Annotated in this window: 22 protein-coding genes and 1 pseudogene; 22 read left to right on the top strand and 1 reads right to left on the bottom strand. The window is 72.3% G+C overall.

What is annotated here, in order from left to right; translation table 11 throughout:
* Nucleotides 1–3 precede the first annotated feature (3 nt).
* The 14 genes and pseudogenes from AB0F10_RS16995 (at nt 4) to AB0F10_RS16930 (ending at nt 15,424) form a co-directional block, all read left to right on the top strand.
* Complete coding sequence (locus AB0F10_RS16995; RefSeq protein WP_360625037.1) at nt 4–732, top strand: YggS family pyridoxal phosphate-dependent enzyme; 729 nt, start codon at nt 4–6, stop codon at nt 730–732.
* Nucleotides 733–953: 221 nt separating this feature from the next.
* A complete protein-coding gene (sepF, locus tag AB0F10_RS16990) occupies nt 954–1,661 on the top strand; it encodes a cell division protein SepF (RefSeq protein ID WP_360625034.1) in 708 nt (235 codons plus the stop codon).
* A gap of 23 nt (nt 1,662–1,684) precedes the next feature.
* Nucleotides 1,685–1,990, top strand: coding sequence for a YggT family protein (locus AB0F10_RS16985; protein ID WP_203762600.1), 306 nt, complete (start codon nt 1,685–1,687; stop codon nt 1,988–1,990).
* A 58-nt stretch (nt 1,991–2,048) separates the two neighbouring features.
* Nucleotides 2,049–2,870 carry a DivIVA domain-containing protein gene (locus tag AB0F10_RS16980; RefSeq protein ID WP_360625030.1) on the top strand — a complete coding sequence of 274 codons (822 nt, stop codon included), beginning with the start codon at nt 2,049–2,051 and terminating at the stop codon, nt 2,868–2,870.
* 886 nt (nt 2,871–3,756) lie between these two features.
* Nucleotides 3,757–3,993 (top strand): annotated as a pseudogene (locus AB0F10_RS16975) (hypothetical protein); the annotation flags it as partial.
* 213 nt (nt 3,994–4,206) lie between these two features.
* Nucleotides 4,207–4,524 (top strand): DUF167 domain-containing protein, encoded by a 318-nt coding sequence (locus AB0F10_RS16970; RefSeq protein ID WP_360625057.1) that lies wholly within the window; start codon nt 4,207–4,209, stop codon nt 4,522–4,524.
* On the top strand, nt 4,521–6,032 hold the full coding sequence (locus AB0F10_RS16965) for a potassium/proton antiporter (RefSeq protein ID WP_360625027.1): 1,512 nt from the start codon (nt 4,521–4,523) through the stop codon (nt 6,030–6,032). Before AB0F10_RS16970 ends, AB0F10_RS16965 begins: the two co-directional genes overlap by 4 nt.
* 291 nt (nt 6,033–6,323) lie before the next feature.
* Entirely contained in the window at nt 6,324–6,746 is a 423-nt protein-coding gene (locus AB0F10_RS16960) for a TraR/DksA family transcriptional regulator (protein ID WP_360625024.1), read from the top strand.
* A complete protein-coding gene (gene lspA, locus AB0F10_RS16955; protein ID WP_360625054.1) occupies nt 6,743–7,354 on the top strand; it encodes a signal peptidase II in 612 nt (203 codons plus the stop codon). Before AB0F10_RS16960 ends, lspA begins: the two co-directional genes overlap by 4 nt.
* A complete protein-coding gene (locus AB0F10_RS16950) occupies nt 7,351–8,277 on the top strand; it encodes an RluA family pseudouridine synthase (RefSeq protein WP_360625021.1) in 927 nt (308 codons plus the stop codon). Before lspA ends, AB0F10_RS16950 begins: the two co-directional genes overlap by 4 nt.
* Before the next feature lie 27 nt (nt 8,278–8,304).
* Nucleotides 8,305–9,333: a hypothetical protein gene (locus AB0F10_RS16945; protein ID WP_360625018.1), complete on the top strand. Its 1,029-nt coding sequence runs from the start codon at nt 8,305–8,307 to the stop codon at nt 9,331–9,333.
* Between the two features lie 127 nt (nt 9,334–9,460).
* Nucleotides 9,461–10,981, top strand: a complete 1,521-nt coding sequence (locus tag AB0F10_RS16940; protein ID WP_360625016.1) for an AAA family ATPase — start codon at nt 9,461–9,463, stop codon at nt 10,979–10,981.
* Between the two features lie 83 nt (nt 10,982–11,064).
* The gene (gene dnaE, locus AB0F10_RS16935) at nt 11,065–14,601 is read left to right on the top strand and encodes a DNA polymerase III subunit alpha (RefSeq protein WP_360625013.1); all 3,537 of its coding nucleotides are present in this window, start codon (nt 11,065–11,067) and stop codon (nt 14,599–14,601) included.
* Between the two features lie 43 nt (nt 14,602–14,644).
* Nucleotides 14,645–15,424, top strand: a complete 780-nt coding sequence (locus AB0F10_RS16930) for a hypothetical protein (RefSeq protein WP_360625010.1) — start codon at nt 14,645–14,647, stop codon at nt 15,422–15,424.
* Here the strand turns inward: AB0F10_RS16930 and AB0F10_RS16925 are convergent.
* Nucleotides 15,339–16,049: an LON peptidase substrate-binding domain-containing protein gene (locus AB0F10_RS16925; RefSeq protein WP_360625007.1), complete on the bottom strand. Its 711-nt coding sequence runs from the start codon at nt 16,047–16,049 to the stop codon at nt 15,339–15,341. The genes AB0F10_RS16930 and AB0F10_RS16925 overlap by 86 nt on opposite strands.
* A gap of 149 nt (nt 16,050–16,198) precedes the next feature.
* On the opposite strand from AB0F10_RS16925, the gene hisD reads away from it, so the two are divergent.
* The 8 genes from hisD to AB0F10_RS16885 are packed head-to-tail and all read left to right on the top strand — an operon-like array spanning nt 16,199 to nt 21,485.
* Nucleotides 16,199–17,509: a histidinol dehydrogenase gene (gene hisD / locus AB0F10_RS16920; RefSeq protein ID WP_360625004.1), complete on the top strand. Its 1,311-nt coding sequence runs from the start codon at nt 16,199–16,201 to the stop codon at nt 17,507–17,509.
* Complete coding sequence (locus AB0F10_RS16915) at nt 17,506–18,570, top strand: histidinol-phosphate transaminase (RefSeq protein ID WP_360625001.1); 1,065 nt, start codon at nt 17,506–17,508, stop codon at nt 18,568–18,570. The genes hisD and AB0F10_RS16915 overlap by 4 nt, the downstream gene beginning before the upstream one ends.
* Nucleotides 18,567–19,178, top strand: coding sequence for an imidazoleglycerol-phosphate dehydratase HisB (gene hisB, locus AB0F10_RS16910; RefSeq protein WP_360624998.1), 612 nt, complete (start codon nt 18,567–18,569; stop codon nt 19,176–19,178). Before AB0F10_RS16915 ends, hisB begins: the two co-directional genes overlap by 4 nt.
* Nucleotides 19,175–19,342 carry a hypothetical protein gene (locus AB0F10_RS16905; RefSeq protein WP_360624995.1) on the top strand — a complete coding sequence of 56 codons (168 nt, stop codon included), beginning with the start codon at nt 19,175–19,177 and terminating at the stop codon, nt 19,340–19,342. Before hisB ends, AB0F10_RS16905 begins: the two co-directional genes overlap by 4 nt.
* Nucleotides 19,342–19,980, top strand: a complete 639-nt coding sequence (gene hisH / locus AB0F10_RS16900; RefSeq protein WP_360624992.1) for an imidazole glycerol phosphate synthase subunit HisH — start codon at nt 19,342–19,344, stop codon at nt 19,978–19,980. The genes AB0F10_RS16905 and hisH overlap by 1 nt, the downstream gene beginning before the upstream one ends.
* Nucleotides 19,977–20,297 (top strand): hypothetical protein, encoded by a 321-nt coding sequence (locus tag AB0F10_RS16895; protein ID WP_360624989.1) that lies wholly within the window; start codon nt 19,977–19,979, stop codon nt 20,295–20,297. The genes hisH and AB0F10_RS16895 overlap by 4 nt, the downstream gene beginning before the upstream one ends.
* Before the next feature lie 55 nt (nt 20,298–20,352).
* The gene (gene priA / locus AB0F10_RS16890) at nt 20,353–21,078 is read left to right on the top strand and encodes a bifunctional 1-(5-phosphoribosyl)-5-((5-phosphoribosylamino)methylideneamino)imidazole-4-carboxamide isomerase/phosphoribosylanthranilate isomerase PriA (protein ID WP_360624986.1); all 726 of its coding nucleotides are present in this window, start codon (nt 20,353–20,355) and stop codon (nt 21,076–21,078) included.
* Nucleotides 21,075–21,485, top strand: a complete 411-nt coding sequence (locus AB0F10_RS16885) for a Rid family hydrolase (protein WP_360624983.1) — start codon at nt 21,075–21,077, stop codon at nt 21,483–21,485. The genes priA and AB0F10_RS16885 overlap by 4 nt, the downstream gene beginning before the upstream one ends.
* Nucleotides 21,486–21,511: the final 26 nt, after the last annotated feature.

Raw genomic sequence — 21,511 nt, 5'->3', positions numbered from 1 at the left:
CGGTTGACGCCGGAGGCACGCCGCGACCTACTGGCGGCCTCGTTGGACGAGGTGCGCCGGCGGATCGGGCGTGCCTGCGCGGCAGCGGACCGCGACCCGGGCTCGGTGGCCCTGGTCGCGGTGACCAAGACCTACCCGGCGAGCGATGTGGTGCTGCTCGCCGGGCTCGGCGTCACCGACGTCGGTGAGAACAAGGACCAGGAGGCGGCCGCGAAGTCGGCGGCCGTCCGGGCCGAGGGCGTCGCGCTGCGCTGGCATTTCGTCGGCCAGTTGCAGCGCAACAAGGCCAAGTCGGTCGTCACGTACGCCGATGTCGTCGAGTCGGTGGACTCGATGCGCCTGGCCGGGGCGCTGTCCACCGCCGCCGCGCGGCTGCGGGAGCGGCCCCTCGACGTGCTCGTGCAGGTGAGCATCGACGGCGATCCGGCCCGGGGCGGCGCGATCGCCGGGGCCGCGGACGCCGACCGGGATCTGTGGCGGGTGGCGGCGGCGGTGAACGAGGCCGAGGGCCTGCGGCTCGGCGGCGTGATGGCGGTGGCGCCCCGGGGCTGGGAGCCGGAGCGTGCCTTCGCGGAACTTGCCGTTCTGACCGCGCGGCTGTGCTCGGAATATCCGGATGCGACGGTCGTCTCGGCGGGCATGAGCGGCGACCTCGAGCAGGCCGTCCGGCACGGCGCGACACACGTACGGATCGGCACTTCTTTACTCGGGATGCGAAACACGCTGCGGTAGCCTTGCGGCGGGCAGCAAACTACATAGGTGTTGTTTACGCGCGACGTGCCTCGGCCGACGCGCCCGACGACGCAGCGTCGCAGCGGGCCTCGGTCGATGTTCGACGATCGGGGATTCGTGCAAGGGGGGACGCGGCACGCCGAGGGGGCGCGGGCCGCACAGCGGACGGGAGGTGGGGGCATGGACGAGCGGTTCGGCGCCGAGCAGGGTCTGGTGATCACATGAGCGCGCTGCGTAAGGCCGGTGTCTGGCTCGGCCTCGTCGAGGAGGACGACCAGTACGACGATCGTTACCGCGACGGCGGCTACCGCGATCGTGACCGGGACCGCGACCGTGACTCCGGCTACCGCTACGCCGACGAGTTCGCCGACGACGAGGACGACGTCGATGAGGCGCCGGCGCTGCCGCGCGCCCGTCAGGAGCGCAGCGGCCGCCTCGAGCGCGCCGCCGCCCGCATCGACCTCGAGCGTGACGAGCGTGACCGTCCCGAGCGCCAGGAGCGGGCCAGCGTCCGTTCGATCACCCGGCCGTCGGCGCCCGTCGCCGAGACGTCCGGCGCACTGGGTTACGGCACCCGGGAGAACCTGGCCCTCGCACCGCAGGCGCAGACGCAGACGCAGTCGCACCAGCGGATCGTCGAGGAGGACCAGCGTTACCAGATCACCACGCTGCACCCGACGACCTACCGCGAGGCGCGCACGATCGGCGAGCACTTCCGCGACGGTGTTCCGGTGATCATCAATCTCACCGAGATGGACGAGAGCGATGCCCGCAGACTGGTCGACTTCGCGGCCGGGCTGGCTTTCGGTCTGCGCGGTACGATCGAGCGCGTGACCAACCGGGTATTCCTGCTCTCACCGGCCAACGTCCAGGTCACCGCCGAGGACAAGGCCAAGATCGCTGAGGGCGGTTTCTTCAACCAGAGTTGACCCTAACGAGGGATCCGCCTGACGTGCTGTCGATCGTGTTTCAGATCATTTATCTGCTTCTCTACGTGTTCTTCTTGACCTTGTTGGCCCGGTTCGTCCTGGGTGCGGTGCTGCAGTACGGGCGTCGGTGGCAACCGGGGCGGGGGGCGTCGGCGGCACTTGAATCGGTGTGGAGCGTCACTGATCCACCCCTCAAGGCGTTGAGGCGTGTGATCCCACCGCTTCGAATTGGTACCGTGAGTTTGGACCTGGCGTCCCTGGTCCTGCTGGTTATCCTGTTCGTGCTTTTGAACTTCGTGTTAGCGCGTCTGATCATCGCGTTCGCGTGACAGCGTCCGCCCTGATCGACTGCGCCCCACGCGGCCGCAACTGACCCGAGGAGTTTCGATGCCGCTGACCCCGGCCGACGTGCACAACGTCGCCTTCAAGAAACCCCCTATCGGCAAGCGGGGGTATGACGAGGAGGAGGTCGACGCCTTCCTGGACGAGGTTGAGCGCGAACTCGCCCGTCTGATCGAGGAGAACAACGAGCTGCGCGCCCAGGTGGAGCGCGGCGGTCGGGGTGGCGCACCAGCCGGTCCGAGCGCCGACCCGCGGATGGCGGCGGAGCTCAACGACATGAAGGCCCAGCTCGACCGGGTGCAGCGCGACAAGTCTGCCGCCGAGCAGGCCGCCCGTCAGATGCAGGCCGAGCTCGAGCAGGTCCGGGCACAGGGCCCGGTCGGCGCCGGAGCGGGCGCGTCCGCGGGTGCCGACGGCGAGCAGCAGGCACTGCGCGTCCTCATGATGGCCCAGCGCACGGCCGACGACCACGTGTCCGACGCCCGGCGGGAGGCCGACAAGCTTCTCTCCGACGCCCGTTCCAAGGCGGAGGAGGTCACCCGCGAGGCCCGTGCCAAGGCGGACGCCCTCGAGCGGGACGCGCGCCAGCGGCACCAGGAGGCCATGGGCGGCCTGGACGCCAAGCGCTCCGCGCTGCAGAAGCACATCGAGGAGCTCAAGCAGTTCGAGCGCGAATACCGCACTCGGCTCAAGGCCTACCTCGAGAGCCAGCTGCGCGACCTCGACGGCCGCGGTCAGGGGTTGGAGGCGGAGATGTCCCGCGCCGACGCCAACCGTTCGGTCGGCGGCTCGGGCGGCCTCGCCGCTGCGGGCCTCGCCGGCTCGTACGGCGGCAGCCGTGCCGGTTCCATCGAGACCGGCCGCTGAGCCCTCGGCTTGCGGAACGGTTCCACTGCGGCGGGGATGAGCCATGATCGTTGCTAGTTTGCTGCTCATCCTCGTCGCCGTGACGCTCCTCGTCCTCGGCCTCGCCGGCGGATCGAGCTCCCTGCTGATCAGTTCCATCGTCGCCAGCCTGCTGGCCGCGGTGGCACTGGTCATCGGCGCCCGCCAGGCCTCGGCCGCCCGCCGGGCGAGGCCGATGCCGGGCGACGACCCGGCCGGCGAGCCGGACGGCGCGAGCTTGGCCCCGCCCTACCGGGCGGCCGATCCGGCAGACGAGCCGTTACCCGCATCCGACGATCTCTACGACGACGAGGCCGCCTACTCCGCCGGCGGCCGCGACGCGGACGAAAACCTCGCGACCCCGGACGTGACCCAGCGGGTGCACCCGGACGTGGACCTCTACGACGATGCCGCCGCCGGCCGGGCTGTCTCGGGTCAGGCCGCCGGCGCGGCCGCCCGCGCGGAGGATCCGGACCCTGACTACGACCGGGCGGCCTCGGCCATCGGCGGAGCCCGCGCCGGCGCGCCGGAGGAGCCCGGGTGGGGCCACGAGCCGGCACCCGCGGGCACCATGCCGGCGGGCGGCGGCCCGGCCTTCGCCGGCGCCCACCCCGATCACGACCCGTCGTTCGACGCCGGATCGGAGTATGCGTTCGACGCCGGGCCGGAGTATGCCGGTCCGCAGAGTGCCGGACCGGACTACGCCGGGCCGCAGGGCGCGGGGCCGGGCAACGCCGGACCCGACTACGCCGGGCAGACCGCCGGGCAGACCGCCGGGCAGAACGCCGGGCAGAACGCCGGGCAGAACGCCGGGCCGGACCACGCCGGGTCGGCGGACGAGTTCGACGAGCCGGACCCGGACGACCCGGACGACGAGCCGTTGCCGCAGTCCGTCCGCCCGGCGGACGCGGTCAAGGTGGCCCGGCTGGACGCCGAGGTGCTGGTGGTGGACGGCCGGCCGCGTTATCACCTGCCGGACTGCCCGCACCTGATCGGGCGCATGACCGAGGGCCTGCCGGTGGCGGAGGCGGTCGAGCTGGGCTTCAGCCCGTGCGGCCTGTGCCGCCCGGTGGACCGCCTGGTCGCCGCGGCCGCCCGGTACTGACCACACCCCTGGCGCTCTCGGCCCGGCCCGGGGGACCGCCGGCCCGCACGCGGATCGGCCAACGGATGGACCGGCGTCGGCTGTGGCCGGCGCCGGTCGTCGTAGCGCGGCGGTGATCACCGGGCGTTGCGGGGCGACCCCGGTGAGGCGCGGGACCGAAGATCGGCACAATGGGGCATGGCCAAGCGGCGCGCCTCCTCACCCGATCCGGCCATCCCGCCCAGCGCGGCACAGACCGGCCGGTCCGGCGGGGTCCAATCCATTGCGGTGCGGGTTCGGCCGGGCGCCGGGCGGACCCGGGTCGGCGGACGCTACGACGGGCCGCACGGGCCGGCGCTGATCGTCGCGGTCGGGGCGCCGGCCGTCGACGGCAAGGCGACCGAGGCGGTGCGGCGTGCCCTGGCCGACGCGCTCGGGCTCCGGCCCGGGGCCGTCGAACTGAAGCTCGGCGCCACCAGCCGGGACAAGGTCTTCACCGTGGCCGGAGACGTCGGCGAACGGCTGGCGGCGCTGCGCGACGGCAGCACATGACCGGCAGGCTCGATCTCGCGCTGCTCGTCGGTGCCGCCGTGCTGCTCGTCGCCGTGGCCGCCGTGCGGCTCTCCACCCGGCTCGGGCTCCCCAGCCTCCTGGTATACCTGCTCCTCGGCATGGTCCTCGGCGAGGCCGGCTTCGGCATCCGCTTCGACGACGCCGATCTCACCCGTACCCTCGGCTTCTGCGCCCTGATCATGATCATCGCCGAGGGTGGGCTGACCGCGCGCTGGAGCACGCTGCGTCCCGTGCTCGGGCTTTCCGGGGTGCTGGCCACCCTCGGGGTGGCGGTGAGTGTCGCCGTCGTCGGCGTCGTCGTGCATGTCGTCCTCAACCTCGACTGGCGGCTGTCGCTGCTCTACGGCGCGGTGCTCTCCTCGACCGACGCCGCCGCGGTCTTCGCGACCCTGCGGGTGCTGCGGCTGCCGCCGCGGCTGGTCGCCACGCTCGAGGCCGAGTCCGGCATGAACGACGCCCCGGTGGTCCTGCTGGTGCTGCTGCTCTCGGTCGCCGAGGGGTCGGCCCACCCCTGGTGGTACGAGCTGTCCCTGGTCGGCTACGAGCTTGCCGCGGGCACGGCGATCGGGCTCACCGTCGGCGTGGTCGGGCGCTGGCTGCTGCGCCACGCCGCGCTGCCCGCCGCGGGGCTCTATCCGATCGCCGCGGTGGCGCTGGCCTTCCTCGCGTACGCCGCGGGCGCGGCCGCGCACGCGTCCGGCTTCCTCGCCGTCTACGTCGCCGGCGTCGTGCTCGGCAACGGCCGCCTGCCGCACCGCCGGGCGATCCTGGGCTTCGCCGACGGGCTGGCGTGGGTCGCCCAGATCGGGCTCTTCGTGCTGCTCGGGCTGCTGGTCTCGCCCGAGCGGCTGGGCCGGGCGCTGGTGCCGGCCCTGGTCGTCGGCTTCGCGCTGGTGCTGCTCGCCCGGCCGCTCTCGGTCTGGGTCTCGGCGCTGATCACCCGCAGCGGCCGCCGGCTCGCCTGGCGCAGCCGGGCCTTCCTGTCCTGGGCGGGGCTGCGCGGGGCGGTGCCGATCGTGCTCGCGACGATCCCGCTCTCCGGCCACACGCCCGGCGCCGAGGGGTTGTTCGACGCGGTCTTCGTGCTGGTGATCATCTTCACGCTGCTGCAGGCCGGGACGCTCGCGCCGGTGGCGCGCCGGCTCGGGATCACCGCGCCGGCCGAGGCCGTGGAGATCCACGTGGAGGCCGCACCGCTGGAGCGGATGCGCGCCGACGTGCTGCAGATCGAGATCGAGCCGGGCTCGCGGCTGGCCGGGGTGCACATCGACGAGCTTCGGCTGCCCGTCGGCGCGGTGGTGACGCTGGTGGTGCGGGACGGCTCGGGCTTCGTGCCGGGGCCGGACACCCGGCTGCGTACCGGTGACGATCTGCTGATCGTCACCACGGCCGCGGCCCGTGACGTCGCCGAGCGGCGGCTGCGGGCGGTGAGCCGGCGCGGCCGGCTGGCCCGCTGGCACGGTGAGGACGGTCACGAACAGCGATGACGGCGTTCAGGGTCGGGTATCCGACCGTGGTTTTCGGGATGATTCATCCGGGTTAGTGGTCACCCGGGCCGGTGCGCCGTGTTGTCGCCGCTCTTCACGTTCCGTATCCTTGCCACCCTCTGGGGTGCGCGGCGATGGCTGGCCGCGCCGTTTGTGCACGTGGGGGACGGTGCGCAGGTCGCGTGGGGGCGTGGCCGGAGATCGACAGGGGCGGGTGGGCGACCGCGCCCCTTCATGACCGCTGGAAGACAGCCGATTTCGCCGCGCTCAGCGCGGCTCAGGGGAGCGACGATGGCCAAGGCAACCGAGACCCGGTCCGCGTCGGCCGCGAAGGCTGCGCCGCGTAAGGCGCGCAGCTCCGCGGAGACCGAGAAGATCCGTGTCGCGCTCGAGGAGCGCCGCGGGGAACTGCAGGCGGAGTACGACCAGTCGCTCACCGAGATCACCGAGCTTCAGCGCGAGCGTCTCGCCGACTCCGCCGGGGACGATCAGGCCGACACCGGGACGAAGACGTTCGAGCGGGAGCAGGAGATCACTCTTGCCAACAATCTGCTCGAGCGCGTCACCCAGGTGGAGCGCGCCATCGAGCGCCTCGGCGAGGGCCACTACGGTTGGTGTGAGCGGTGCGGTAACGCCATCCCCGTCGAGCGGCTGGCGGCGTTCCCGGTCGCAACTCTTTGTGTGTCCTGTAAGCAGTTGGAGGAACGACGCTGAACGCCGACAAGGCCGCGGACGGCACCACGGCCACGGAGCCGGAACTCGGGCGGCGCCCCGGTTTCTCGGTCCGTGCCGTGGTCGTGCTCGCCATCACCGCCCTGGTTGCCGTCGGGGTCGACCAGCTTGTCAAAGAGCTCAGCACCAACGGCCTGACCGAGGGCCGGCCGGTGCGGGTCCTGGGCGGGCTGGTCTACCTCTCGCTGCTGCGTAACAGCGGGGCCGCCTTCAGCCTCGGCAGCGGCTTCACCTGGGTGTTCCCGCTGGTCACGCTCACCGTGATCGGCTGGATCACCTGGATGGCCACCAGGCTGCGCTCGGTGCCGTGGGCGATCGCCCTCGGCCTGGTCCTCGGCGGCGCGCTCGGCAACCTGGGCGACCGGGTGTTCCGGGCGCCGAGCCCGTTCCAGGGGCACGTGGTCGACATGTTCAGCCTGTTCGGCCCCTACGCCGAATACTTCGCGGTGTTCAACGTCGCGGACGCCTGTCTCTCCGTCGGCGTGGTCCTCGCCGTGCTGCTGGAGCTGACCGGCCGCCAGCGCGACGGCTCGCGGATGACCAAGGCCGGCAAGCCCGGCAAGACCGAGAAAAACGAGAAGACCGCATGACCGCGCGCTCCCTGCCCGTACCCGACGGCCTCGACGGGATGCGCCTGGACCAGGCGGTGTCACGGCTCTTCGGCTTGTCCCGCACGGCGGCCGCGACCCTCGTCGAGGCCGGCGACGCGCTCGTCGACGGCTTCCCCCGCCCGAAGTCCGACAAGGTCAGTGCCGGCGCGTGGCTCGAGGTCACCCTGCCGGCTCCGGTGACCGCGCAGGCGCTGGAGCCGACGCCGGTGCACGGCATGAAGATCGTCTACAGCGACGACGACATCGTGGTGGTGGACAAGCCGGTCGGCGTTGCCGCGCACCCGAGTCCGGGCTGGACCGGCCCGACCGTGATCGGCGGGCTCGCCGCGATGGGGCAGAACGTCGCGACCAGCGGTGCCGCCGAGCGCCAGGGCGTCGTGCACCGCCTCGACGTCGGCACCACCGGGCTGATGGCGGTCGCCAAGAGCGAGATGGCCTACAGCGCGCTGAAGCGGGCCTTCAAGGAGCGCGAGGTCGACAAGCGCTACCACGCGATCGTGCAGGGACACCTCGACCCGCTGCGCGGCACCATCGACGCGCCGATCGACAGGCACCCCACCGCCGACTACCGGTTCGCGGTGATGTCCGACGGCAAGCCGAGCGTCACCCACTACGACACGCTCGAGGCGTTCCGCTCGGCGAGCCTCATCGACGTCAAGCTGGAAACCGGCCGGACACACCAGATCCGGGTGCACTTCTCCGCCATGCGGCACCCGTGCGTCGGCGACATCACCTATGGCGCGGACCCGACCCTTTCCGCCCGGCTCGGCCTGCACCGTCAGTGGCTGCACGCGCGCGAACTCGCCTTCGTGCATCCGCGTACGCAGGACGAGGTCCGGTTTGTCAGCGACTACCCTGAGGACCTGGGGTACGCACTGGGCGTGCTCCGCGACGCCAGCTGACATCGACCTTGCGAGGGGGATCACCTCATGAGGCCCGGGGACCGGATGCTGCCGCCGCTCAACCGCGGCCTGACCCGCATCGGCATGGCCCCGGCGCGGCTGCGGGTCATGACCGGCCTGGCGCTGGCCTCGGCGGCCGCGCTCCTCGTCACGGTGGTGTGGGTGGCCGACCGCGGTCCCGAGCTGGAGGATCCGGCCGGCGACATGGTCCGCGTCGGTGTCGTCGAGGGACAGTCGGTCGCCGGCTACCTGCGCTCGAGCCGCGGTGAGCTGGCCGCGCTGCTGCCCTCGTCGGGTTCCCCGGTGGCGGGGGAGACCTGGGCCCTGGTGAGCCTGACGGACTATCTCGCGCCGGACCGGCTGCAGGCCGTGCTCGCGGGCGTCCCGGTCGCCCAGGTCTACGCGCGTGCCCCGCTCGACGGCGTACGCACCCAGGTCGTCAAGATCCCGGTCTACCGGATGCCGCAGGACGTGGTCACCGGGATGCTCAACGCCGCGCTGGCCCGTGATCAGGAGCAGGCCGACTACCTCAAGCTCGGCGCGGAGTTGCACGGCGACGGCGTCAACGAGATCCGGCTGCGCGGGGCGTACGACACCGCGGCACGCACCGCGGCGTCGGAGGCCGCCGCGTACCGGGCGCACTGCGCCTGTGTCTTCGCGGCCGTGGTGCGCGCCGCCCCGGCCGTGCTCGAGGGGCTCGCGGACCGCGCGGAGGTGCGGGCCGTCGATCCCGCGCCGGAGGTCCGGCGCCTCGATCGCACCGAGTTTCGCCCCGTGCTGCCGGAGCAGACCGTTCTGGTGCCCGACGACGACTCGGACCTGGCGGGAGTGCCATCGCGGTCCAGGACTGTTGCCCCGGTAACCCCCGCGCCACTACCCTCATCCACCGGGGCGGCTGTGACATCTGCCTCACCCGATGGCCCCGCAGTGGGGTCCGGTCCTTCAGCCACGGCAGTTCAGGAGAGCGCTGCCGTTCCCTCCGCACGGCGCCGGGGCGCGGACCCCGATGTGCCGTTCACAGCTTCAGGAGCATCTCGGGGCGCCTCCGGGCGTTGAATTCCCCGGTGGCGCACGCCGCCGGTACGGGATGGAGTGTGGGTGCAAGACTGCCGCACACTCGCGGGCATTGGGTGTGGCCTGAACGGGGTTCGCCTCCGTAGCCTGTCTAGGGCAGCGGGGGCCCATGGGAAAGTCAGCACGCACATCGAGCAATCGCTGGGAGGAACGAGCCGTGGATGGGACCGAGACCGGCTGGGGCCGGCCTGCGGAACCTGCCCCGCGTTGGCGGGCGCTGCTCGACCGTGCCCGGCATGGTTCCCGGGCGGCCGACGAGCAGTCCGACGCCGAGAGCGCGGAGGCCGAGGCCCGCCGCCAGGCGAGCGGCCCACCGTCGCCCCGTCCGTCCGGCCGTCCGTTCAACCCCCTCGACCCCCGGCAGAGCGACCGCGGCCACGACCAGCGCCAGTCGCCCGGGCCGGAGCGCCGGCCGGTCAACCCGTTCGACCGCCGGCCCGGCCGGGCCGGCCTGGGCGAGCGGCTGGGCCTGACCGAGCCGCTCAACCCGCCCGCGCAGCCCGAGCCCCGGCAACCCGACGCCCGCCCGGTCAACCCGCTCGCCGAGGCGCGCCGCCAGTCCCGCATCGGCGAGGGCTTCCAGGCCCGGCCGGCGGCCGAGGAGCCGCACAGCTTCTTCAACCCCGCGACCCGTTCCGTGCCGTCGTCGATCGGCCGGGTCGCGCCCGATCCCGCGCCGCCGACCAGCCGCGGCGCCGCCTCGGTCGTCTCGGCCTCGGTGCTGCCGCCGCCGGCCCTCGCGCCGCGGCAGCAGGCGCCGGCCGCGCCGGTGCCGACCTCGCCCGCGCCGGCCCGGATCGAGTGGCGCCAGGCCCGTCCGGAGCAGGACGACCGCTCGGTCGCGCTGCTGCGCCGCAAGCTGGGCAAACCGCGGGTGCTGGCGTTCGCCAACCCCAAGGGCGGCGTGCACAAGACCACCGCCACCGTGCTGGCCGCCGCGACCATCGGCAGCGTCCGCGGCCGCGGCGTGCTGGCCTGGGACGACAACGAGCTGCGCGGCACGCTGGGCCTGCGCGCCGGCAGCGCCCGGCACGCCCGGACGATAAGGCACCTCGTCAGCGAGCTTCTCGAGATCGAGAATCTGCACGGCGAGGGCCTCATGTCGCACCTCGACGACTTCCTGCGGCACGCCTCCGACGGCTCCTACGACGTGCTCGCCGGCGAGGAGAACCCGCGCTTCGCCCAGCGGCTCGACCAGAGCACGGTGCGCCGCGTCATGGACCTGCTGCGCCGCACCCACGACGTGGTCTGCGTCGACACCGGCAACAACGTCGAGAGCGTCAACTGGCAGACGGTCATGCGCAGCGCCGACCAACTGGTCGTCACGACGGTCCCGCGCGAGGACGCGGCGTTCACCGCCGACTGGATGCTGGACGTGCTCAACGAGACCGGCATGGAGGATCTCGTCTCCAACGCGGTGACGTTGATCTCCTGCCCGTCGCCGGGCAAGCTGCCGCTGCTCGACGATCTGGCCAAGCACTTCGCCACCCGCACCCGGGCCGTAGCGGTCGTTCCGTACGACCCGGCGCTCGAGGTCGGATCCTCGATCGAATACAGCGTGCTGCAGCCGGAGACGCGCCAGGCCTGGATGCGCGCCGCCGCCGCGATGATCGAGCCATTCGCCGATTAGGGCGGGTGTCCCCGGTGCCGCACACCCCGGGTCGGGGCTAGGCTCTCGAAGGCTGGATTCGCCAGCGGGAAAAGGGGGCCTGGGTGTCTGACTCGTTCGTGCATCTCCACGTGCACACCGAGTATTCGATGCTCGACGGCGCCGCCCGGCTGAAGGATCTGTTCGCCGAGGCCCAGCGCCTCGGCATGCCCGCGGTGGCGATCACCGACCACGGCAACATGCACGGCGCCTACGACTTCTACCGGCAGGCGACCGCGGCCGGCATCACGCCGGTCATCGGCGTCGAGGCCTACGTCGCCCCCGAGTCGCGGCTGACCAAGCAGCGGATCAAGTGGGGCCGCCCCGAGCAGAAGAGCGACGACGTCTCCGGCTCCGGCGGCTACACCCACATGACCATGTGGGCGCGCAACGCGGCCGGGCTCAAGAACCTGTTCCGCCTCAACTCCCGGGCCTCCATCGAGGGCCAGCTCGGCAAGTGGCCCCGGATGGACATGGACATCATCGCCGAGCACGGCGAGGGCATCATGGGCACCACCGGCTGCCCGTCCGGCGCGGTGCAGACCCGGCTGCGGCTCGGCCAGTTCGACGAGGCGCTCAAGTCCGCCGCGGCCTACCAGGACATCCTCGGCAAGGAGCACTACTTCCTGGAGATCATGGACCACGGGCTCGAGATCGAGCGCAAGGTCCGCGACGGCCTGCTGGAGATCGGCCGGAAGCTCAACATCCCGCCGCTGGTGACCAACGACTCGCACTACACGCACGAGGCGCAGGCCGAGGCGCACGACGTGCTGCTCTGCGTGCAGACCGGCAGCAACATCGCCGACCCCAACCGGTTCAAGTTCGGCGGCAGCGGCTACTTCGTCAAGTCCGCCGACCAGATGCGTGCCGTCGACTCCTCCGACGCCTGGCAGGAGGGCTGCCGCAACACCCTGCTGGTGGCGGAGAAGGTCGACACCGAGGGCATGTTCACCTTCAAGAACCTGATGCCCCGGTTCCCGGTTCCCGAGGGCGAGACCGAGGAGTCCTGGTTCCGCAAGGAGGCGTTCGAGGGGCTCAAGCGGCGCTTCCCGGACGGGGTCCCGGAGACGCACGTCAAGCAGGCGGAGTATGAGCTCGGGATCATCAACCAGATGGGCTTCCCGTCCTACTTCCTCGTGGTCGCGGACTTCATCCAGTGGTCGAAGCGGCAGGGCATCGCGGTGGGGCCGGGCCGCGGCTCGGCGGCGGGCTCGCTGGTCGCGTACGCGATGGGGATCACCGACCTTGATCCGCTACCGCACGGCCTGATCTTCGAGCGGTTCCTCAACCCCGAGCGCGTCTCGATGCCCGACGTCGACATCGACTTCGACGAGCGCCGGCGCGGCGAGGTCATCCGCTACGTCACCGACCGGTGGGGCGAGGACAAGGTCGCGCAGATCGCGACCTTCGGCACGATCAAGGCAAAGGCCGCGATCAAGGACTCGGCCCGGGTGCTCGGTTACCCGTACGCGGTGGGCGACCGCATCACCAAGGCGATGCCGCCGGCCGTGATGGGCAAGGACATCCCGCTCGCCGGCATCTTCGACCCCGACCACAAGCGCTACGGCGAGGCCGGCGAGATGCGCACGCTGTACGAGACCGACCCCGACGTCAAGAAGGTCATCGACACGGCCCGGGGCATCGAGGGCCTGATCCGGCAGACGGGCGTGCACGCCGCGGGCGTCATCATGTCCGCCGAGCCGATCATCGACCACATCCCGTTGATGCGCCGCGACGCCGACGGGGCGATCATCACGCAGTTCGACTACCCGACCTGCGAGACGCTCGGCCTGCTCAAGATGGACTTCCTGGGCCTGCGGAACCTGACGATCATCGACGACGCGGTCAAGAACATCGAGCTCAACCACGGCCGCAAGCTCGACCTGCTGGCGCTGGCGCTTGACGACAAGCCGACATACGACCTGCTCGCCCGCGGCGACACCCTGGGCGTGTTCCAGCTCGACGGCGGGCCGATGCGCTCCCTGCTGCGGCTGATGAAGCCCGACAACTTCGAGGACATCTCCGCGGTGCTCGCGCTGTACCGGCCCGGGCCGATGGGCGCGAATTCGCACACCAACTACGCGCTGCGCAAGAACAAGCAGCAGGAGATCATCCCCATCCACCCGGAGCTGGAGAAGCCCCTGGAGGAGATCCTCGGCCCGACCTACGGCCTGATCGTCTACCAGGAGCAGGTGCAGCGCGCCGCGCAGAAGCTGGCCGGCTATTCGCTGGGCCAGGCCGACCTGCTGCGCCGGGCCATGGGCAAGAAGAAGAAAGAGGTCCTGGACAAGGAGTTCGTGCCGTTCAGCGACGGCATGAAGGCCAACGGCTACTCGCCGGCGGCGATCAAGGCCATCTGGGACATCCTGGTGCCGTTCGCCGACTACGCCTTCAACAAGGCGCACACGGCGGGCTACGGCCTGGTGTCCTACTGGACCGGCTATCTCAAGGCGAACTACCCGGCCGAATACATGGCGGGCCTGCTGACCAGCGTCGGCGACGACAAGGACAAGATGGCGATGTACCTGGCGGAGTGCCGGCGCATGGGCATCCAGGTGCTGCCGCCGGACGTCAACCAGTCCGCCGGCCCGTTCACGCCGGTCGGCACGGACATCCGCTTCGGCCTGGCCGCGGTCCGCAACGTCGGCAACAACGTGGTCGAGGCGGTCGCCCGGTGCCGCAAGGAGAAGGGCGAGTATCAGGACTTCTACGACTTCCTGTCCAAGGTCGACGCCGTCGCCTGCAACAAGAAGACCGTGGAATCCCTGATCAAGGCCGGCGCCTTCGACTCGATGGGGCACACCCGCAAGGGCCTGCTCGCCGTGCACGCCGAGGCGATCGACGCGTACGCGGACGTCAAGAAGAACGAGGCGGCCGGCCAGTTCGACCTGTTCGCATCGTTCGGCGAGGACTCCGGCGCGGGCAGCGCGGCGACGGTCGCCATGCCGACCATCGGCGACAGCGAGTGGGACAAGCGCGACAAGCTCGCCTTCGAGCGGGAGATGCTCGGCCTCTACGTCTCCGACCACCCGCTCGCGGGCCTCGAGCAACTCCTGCACAACTCGGCCGACACGACCATCGCGGCGCTCAACGAGGACGGTTCGGTGCCGGACGGGCAGATCGTCACGCTCGCCGGCATCCTCACCGGCGTGCAGCGCCGCATCACCAAGCAGGGCCGCGCCTGGGCCTCGGCCACCCTGGAGGACCTGGCCGGCGGCGTCGAGGCGCTCTTCTTCCCCAACACCTACGAGGTGATCGGGCAGTACATCGCCGAGGACGCCATCGTCGTGGTCAAGGGCCGGGTGGACCGCCGCGACGACACCCCGCGGATCATGGCGATGGACATGTCGATGCCCGACGTGACCCACAACCCGGACAGCAAGCCGATCACCCTGACCATGCCGATCACCCGGTGCACGCCGCCGCTTGTCGACGAGCTCAAGGAGATCCTGGTCAGCCATCCCGGCGACGCCGAGGTGCACGTGCACCTGCAGAACGGCAGCCGTACGACGATCTTCCGGCTGGGTGCCGTGCGGGTCGCGCCGACGCCCGCGTTGCGCGCCGACCTGAAGACGATCCTCGGCCCGTCGGCGGTGCTCTGATGCTCCTCACGGTCGCCGCCGGCGGACCTGGCAGGATCGGGGCGTGAACCCCAGCCAGGAGTCGGCCCCGCAGCACTACGGGCAGGTGCCGCCGCCCTACGACTCGCAGCAGCCGACCTACCCGTTCGGCCCGCCCTCCGAGGCGATGCCCTGGGAGCAGCCGCGCCCGCAGCACCGGACGGTGCTGCGCACGGTGTCCGTGGTGGCGGTGGTGACGCTGGGGCTGGCGGCCGCCGGCGCGCCGCTCGGCCTGCTCTGGTCGTGGCTCGCCCCGTCGGTGCCGGTGATCAACGCGGGGCAGAACGGCATCGTGGTCAACGACCCCTCGCCGGAGGAGTACATCGCGGCGGACGCGTGGTTCACCCTGATCGGCTTCGGCTTCGGCCTGATCGCCGCGGTCCTGATCTGGCTGCTGCTGCGCCGCGACCGCGGCCCCGCCCTGGTGCTCGGGGTGACCTTCGGCGGCCTCGCCTGCGCCCTGGTCACCTGGCAGGTCGGCCGGCTGGTCGGGCTGAGCGACTGGAACCACTGGCAGGACACCTCGGCCGTCGGCGCGACCTACGCCCGGCCGCCGGACCTGCACGCGCACGGCGCCCTGCTGGTGATCGCCTTCGCCGCGGTGATCGTCACCACGCTGCTGGCCGGCTGGTCCAACGATCCGGACCTGGACCTGCCGGGCGCCAAGCCGGGCTACGGCCACGACCTCACGGGCGACCTGACGGACGACCTGACGGGCGCTAGTTCGGACTCACCGGCCGGGCCAGATCCGACAGCGGCACCGGCACCGCCCGCACCTTGGCCAGCAGACCCGCCTCGCGGTTGAGCAGCCGCAGCTCGGTGCGCAGCCGGGTGGCCGTGTCGGGCGACGCCAGCAACTCGTGCCGCTCGTCGGTGGTGAGCTGCGCGGTCGCCGCGACCAGGTGGGACAGCACGGTCGGGTCGTCCGGCACCTGGTCCAGCACCTCGGAGTCGGGGCGCAGCAGATCCAGGTAGGTGCGGAACGCGGCCAGCACCCGCGGCGCGAGCAGCGTCGCGGCCGGGCCGCTGCCCTCCTCGTCGGGCAGCCACTCCACCTCGGCGGTCACGTACGGCTGGGTCTGCGCCGCTATCGCGACCACCCGGAAGCGCCGCCGGCCGACCGTGACGATGTCGAAGCGGCCGTCGGGCAGCTCGGTCACCTGCCGCAGCTCGGCCGTGCAGCCGACGTCGTACAACTGGTCGACGGTGACCGCCAGCTCGTCCGCCGGGCGCTCGGCGTCGGCGTCCGGCGCCGCGACCTCCCAGCCGTATTTCAGCGTCACCACGCCGAACTCGTGCGGCTCGTCGTCCGTGGTGGCGACCAGGTCGCGCACCAGCGTGCGATATCGCTCCTCGAAGATGTGCAGGGGCAGCACCAGGCCGGGAAAGAGCACCGTGCCCAGCGGGAAGACCGGGATAATCGCGCCCACGGTGCGAGCGTATCGGCCCGGTCGCCGTCCGCGCGCCTCCCGCCCCGGCGATCTTCGGATCCGGTACGCGCAAAAGCGGCGAAACCTCCGTTCCCACTGCCTGGAACGGCAACGGAGGCCTGTCGGAGGCGCCGCCTAGACTTGGCCCCGTGCTGAACCGGATTGACCTGCGCGGCTCCCGCCGGGACCCCCGCGGCCTGCTGCCCCGTGCCCAGCTCGACGTCTCAGCGGCGGTCGAGAAGATGCGTCCCGTCGTGGCGGCGGTGCGCGAGCATGGCTTCTCGGCGATCCGGGAGACGACGCATCGGTTCGACGGCCTCGTGATCGAGCGCCTGCGGGTGCCGCGGGAGGCGATCGCCGCGGCCGCCGGCGAGCTCGACCCGGACGTGCGGGCCGCCCTGCTCGTCGTCATCGAGCGGGCCCGCAAGGTGCACGGCGACCAGCGGCGCGCCGACGTCACCACCCAGGTGGTGCCCGGCGGCAGCGTCACCGAGCGGCACGTGCCGGTCGCCCGCGTCGGCCTCTACGTTCCCGGCGGCCTGGCCGTCTATCCGTCCACCGTGGTCATGAACGTGGTGCCAGCCCAGGTGGCCGGCGTCGAGTCGCTGGTGGTGGCCAGCCCGCCGCAGCGGGACAACGGCGGCCTGCCCGACGCCCGGGTGCTCGCCGCGTGCGCGCTGCTCGGCGTCGACGAGGTCTACGCGGTCGGCGGCGCCCAGGCCATCGCCATGCTCGGCTACGGGTCGGACGGCGCCGACGAGGCCGACCGCTGCGAACCGGTCGACGTCATCACCGGCCCCGGCAACATCTGGGTGACCGCCGCCAAGCGCCTGCTGCAGGGCACGGTCGGCATCGACGCGGAGGCCGGCCCCACCGAGATCGCCATCCTGGCCGACGACTCCGCCTCGCCGGCGCACGTCGCGGCCGACCTGATCAGCCAGGCCGAGCACGACCCGCTCGCCGCGAGCGTGCTGGTCACCGACTCGCCGGCGCTGGCGGACGCGGTCGACGCCCAGCTGGCCATCCAGGTGCCGGCCACCAAGCACGAGGCGCGGGTGCGCGAGTCGCTCGGCGGTGCACAGTCCGGCGTCGTCCTGGTGGACGACATCGAGCAGGGCCTGCGCGTCGTCGACGCCTACGCGGCCGAGCACCTCGAGATCCAGACCCGGGACGCGCGCGCGCTGGCGATGCGGGTGCGCAACGCCGGCGCGATCTTCGTCGGCGCCTACTCGCCCGTCTCGCTCGGCGACTACGCCGCCGGCTCCAACCACGTGCTGCCGACGGCGGGCTGCGCCCGCCACTCGTCCGGCCTGTCGGTCCAGTCGTTCCTGCGCGGCATCCACGTCATCGAGTACGACGAGGCGGCGCTGCGCGACGTCGCCCAGCACGTGGTGGCGCTGGCCAACGCGGAAAACCTGCCGGCGCACGGCCAGGCCGTGATGGCGAGGTTCGGTTCGTGACCACGATCGACGACCTGCCCGTCCGTGACGACCTGCGCGGCCGGTCGCCATACGGCGCGCCCCAGCTCGACGTGGCCGTGCGGCTCAACACCAACGAGAATTCCTACCCGGTTCCCGACGCCGTGGTGGACGCGATCGGCAAGGCGGTGCACGCCGAGCTGCGCGACCTCAACCGCTACCCCGACCGGGACGCGGTGGCCCTGCGCGCCGACCTCGCCGACTACCTGGGCCACGGCCTCACCGCGGCGCACCTGTGGGCGGCCAACGGCTCCAACGAGGTGCAGCAGCAGCTGCTGCAGGCGTTCGCGGGCCCGGGGCGCTCCGCGCTGGGCTTCGGCCCGTCCTACTCGATGCACCCGCTGCTCGCCGCCGGCACCGGCACGCGGTGGATCGGTGCGCTGCGCGACCCCGGCTTCGGCCTCACCCCCGCCTCCGCGGTGGCACAGATCTCCCGGCACGCGCCGGATCTGGTGTTCCTCTGCTCGCCCAACAATCCGACCGGCACCGCGCTCGACCCCGAGGTGGTCGACGCGGTGCTGCGGGCGGCGCCGGGCATGGTCGTGGTCGACGAGGCCTACGCCGAGTTCGCCCGGGCCGGCACGCCCAGCGCGCTGTCGTTGCTGCCGGGGCACCCGCGGCTCGTCGTCACCCGCACCATGAGCAAGGCGTTCGGCTTCGCCGGCGGCCGGCTCGGCTATCTCGCCGCCGACCCCGCCGTGGTCGACGCCGTCCAGCTCGTCCGCCTGCCCTACCACCTGTCGGCGCTGACGCAGGCCGCGGCCCGGGCGGCGCTCGGCCGGCGCGACGCGCTGCTCTCGACTGTGGACGCCATCAAGGAGCAGCGCGACCGCATCGTCACCACCCTGCGCGCCCGCGGCCTGCGGGTGGCCGACAGCGACGCCAACTTCGTGCTCTTCGAGGTCGGCGGCGACCAGCACGTCGCGTGGCAGCGCCTGCTCGACCGCGGTGTGCTCGTCCGCGACGTCGGCCTGGCCGGCTGGCTGCGGGTGACCGCGGGAACAGAATCCGAAACCGACGCCTTCCTGGAGGCCCTGCAGTGACTCGCACCGCGCGCGTCGAGCGCGTAACCAATGAGACCAAGGTGCTGGTCGAGATCGACCTCGACGGCACCGGCAAGGGCGAGCTGTCGACGGGCGTGGGTTTCTACGACCACATGCTCAACCAGCTGGCCAAGCACGGCGGCTTCGACCTGACCGTGCGCACCGAGGGCGACCTCGAGATCGACGCGCACCACACCATGGAGGACACGGCCATCGCGCTGGGCGAGGCGTTCGCGCGGGCACTCGGCGACAAGGCCGGCATCCGGCGCTACGGCTCGGCGACGATCCCCATGGACGAGGTGCTCGTGCGGGCCGCCGTCGACCTGTCTGGCCGGCCCTACGTGGTGCACGACGAGCCCGAGCTGGCGCCGTACATCGGGCCCGTCTACCCGACCAGCATGACCCGGCACATCTTCGAGTCGTTCGGCCACGCCGCCAAGGTGACGCTGCACGTGAGCGTGCTGCGCGCGGCCCGCGACGGCGGCAGGCCGGACGCGCACCACGTCGTGGAGACGCAGTTCAAGGCGTTCTCCCGGGCGTTGCGCGCGGCCGTCGAGATCGACCCGCGCAACGCGGGTGCGCTCCCGTCCACGAAGGGCGTGCTGTGAGCCTCGTCCCGGTCCTGCTGCTCGGCCTGTGCGGCATCCTGGTCGGCGGCGTGATCACGCTGGTCCGGCAGGGCGCCACGAAGTTCAGCATCGGCCTGGTCGCCACGCTCGCCCTGCTGGCGCTCGCCGGCGGGGTCGCCTGGATGCTGCCGGGGGACAGCTGATGACCGAGGTGGTGATCCTGGACTACGGCTCCGGCAACCTGCGGTCGGCCGAGCGCGCCCTCGCGCGTACCGGGGCGGCCGTGACGGTGACCGACGACCTGGCGGTCGCGGCCGCCGCGGACGGCCTGGTCGTGCCCGGCGTGGGCGCCTACGCGGCGTGCATGGCCGGCATCGAGAAGCTCGGCGCCGGCCCGGTCATCGCCGAGCGGGTCGCGGCCGGCCGGCCGGTGCTCGGCATCTGCGTCGGCATGCAGATCCTCTTCGAGTCGGGCGTCGAGCACGGCGTCGAGACCCGCGGGCTCGGGCTGCTGCCGGGGGCCGTGACCCGGCTGACCGCGCGGCGCATCCCGCACATGGGCTGGAACACGGTGACCGTGCCCGCCGGGTCGGTGCTGCTCGACGGCGTGCCGTCCGACGCGCGGTTCTACTTCGTCCACTCCTACGCGGCCGGCGACCTGGGTGCGCTGCGTGCCGCCGGCGCCCGGGTCACCACGGCCGCGCACGACCTGCCGTTCGCCGCCGCCGTGGAGCACGGACCGCTGTCCGCGGCCCAGTTCCACCCGGAGAAATCGTCCGACGCCGGGTTCGCGCTGCTGAACAACTGGGTGGCGGGTCTGCCCTCCTCCGCCGCGCGGTGAGCAAGGAACGCGCGAAACGGCGCGCCGAACGGCTCGTCGTCGCGGAGAAGGAAAAGGCCGCCCGGGCCCGCCGCTCGGCCCGGCGGCAGAGTCGCCGCGCCCTGGTCGGCTCGTTGAGGCCCGGCCGGCGCTCGAGCCCCGGCCGGCTCTACCGGCGCAGCCGCGCCCAGCGCACGGGCATCGTCGTCGTGCCGCTGCTCGCGGCGTCGGCGGTGTGGTTCCTCGTGCCGGAGCTCGCGCTTCGCCTCGTGCTGATCGCCATGATCGTTCTTGTCCTGCCCGCGCTGGTCGTCGTCGTCCTCGGCCGCCGCTCCTGACCCCTCGGTTCTCCCTCGTTCCGTTCGCTCGTTGAATTCTGATAGGAGCTTCCTCGTGACCCTGACGCTGCTGCCCGCGGTTGATGTCGCCGACGGCCAGGCGGTCCGCCTCGTACAGGGCGCCGCGGGCTCGGAGACCAGCTACGGCGACCCGCTCGAGGCCGCCCTCGCCTGGCAGAACGACGGCGCAGACTGGGTGCACCTCGTCGACCTCGACGCGGCGTTCGGCCGGGGCTCCAACGCCGCGCTGCTCGCCGAGGTGGTCGGCCGCCTCGACGTGAAGGTCGAACTCTCCGGCGGCATCCGCGACGACGCGTCCCTGCGCGCCGCGCTCGCCACCGGCGCCGCCCGGGTCAACATCGGCACCGCGGCCCTCGAGGACCCGCAGTGGTGCGACCGGATCTGCGGCGAGTACGGCGACCGGGTGGCGATCGGCCTCGACGTGCGCGGCCGCACCCTGGCGGCCCGCGGCTGGACCCGCGACGGCGGCGACCTGTTCGAGGTGCTGGAGCGCCTCGACAAGGCCGGCGCCGCACGATATGTGGTCACCGACATCACCAAGGACGGCACGATGCGCGGCCCGAACCTGGACCTGCTGCGGGAGGTCTGCGACCGCACCGACAAGCCCGTGATCGCCAGCGGCGGCGTGTCCAAGCTGGACGACCTGCGCGCGCTCGCGACCCTGGAACACCTCGGGGTGGAGGGCGTGATCGCGGGCAAGGCGCTCTACGCGGGCGCGTTCACGGTGGCGGAGGCGATCGAGGTGCTGGCGCGGGCATGACCGAGATCGAGCGCTTCGGGTCCGGCGGCCCCTGGGAGGCCCGGTACGGCTACTCCCGCGTGGTCCGGGCCGGCGACCTGCTGATCACGGCCGGGTGCACGGCGACCGTCGACGGCGCGGTGACCGGAGTCGGTGATCCGCGCGCGCAGGCGCTGACGGCGATCGGGATCGCGCTCGACGCCCTCGCGGGGGCGGGCGCGGGCCTCGCGGACGTCATCCGGACCCGGATGTACATCACGGACGCGGCGCACGCGGACGCGGTGGCGGGGGCGCACGGCGAGGTCTTCGGCGAGGTGCGGCCCGTGTCGACGCTGGTGGTGGTGGCCGGGCTGCTGGACCCCGAGCACCTGATGGAGATCGAGGTCGAGGCGTACGTGGGCGGCCGCCCACGGATCATCCCGGCCTGAGGTCGCGCGCGGATCGTCGCGGTCTG

The sequence above is a fragment of the Actinoplanes sp. NPDC026623 genome (assembly GCF_040638275.1).
Classification (GTDB): Bacteria; Actinomycetota; Actinomycetes; order Mycobacteriales; family Micromonosporaceae; genus Actinoplanes.
The sequence above is the reverse complement of the archived record's forward strand: the minus strand, read 5'-3'. Positions and strand labels throughout refer to the sequence as shown.

Excerpts from the sequence above, each read along its gene's own strand:
- sepF (WP_360625034.1), top strand. The coding sequence starts at position 954 with ATGAGCGCGCTGCGTAAGGCCGGTGTCTGGCTCGGCCTCGTCGAGGAG.
- AB0F10_RS16980 (WP_360625030.1), top strand. The coding sequence starts at position 2,049 with ATGCCGCTGACCCCGGCCGACGTGCACAACGTCGCCTTCAAGAAACCC.
- AB0F10_RS16965 (WP_360625027.1), top strand. The coding sequence starts at position 4,521 with ATGACCGGCAGGCTCGATCTCGCGCTGCTCGTCGGTGCCGCCGTGCTG.
- AB0F10_RS16960 (WP_360625024.1), top strand. The coding sequence starts at position 6,324 with ATGGCCAAGGCAACCGAGACCCGGTCCGCGTCGGCCGCGAAGGCTGCG.
- AB0F10_RS16950 (WP_360625021.1), top strand. The coding sequence starts at position 7,351 with ATGACCGCGCGCTCCCTGCCCGTACCCGACGGCCTCGACGGGATGCGC.
- AB0F10_RS16945 (WP_360625018.1), top strand. The coding sequence starts at position 8,305 with ATGAGGCCCGGGGACCGGATGCTGCCGCCGCTCAACCGCGGCCTGACC.
- AB0F10_RS16940 (WP_360625016.1), top strand. The coding sequence starts at position 9,461 with ATGGGAAAGTCAGCACGCACATCGAGCAATCGCTGGGAGGAACGAGCC.
- hisH (WP_360624992.1), top strand. The coding sequence starts at position 19,342 with ATGACCGAGGTGGTGATCCTGGACTACGGCTCCGGCAACCTGCGGTCG.
- AB0F10_RS16885 (WP_360624983.1), top strand. The coding sequence starts at position 21,075 with ATGACCGAGATCGAGCGCTTCGGGTCCGGCGGCCCCTGGGAGGCCCGG.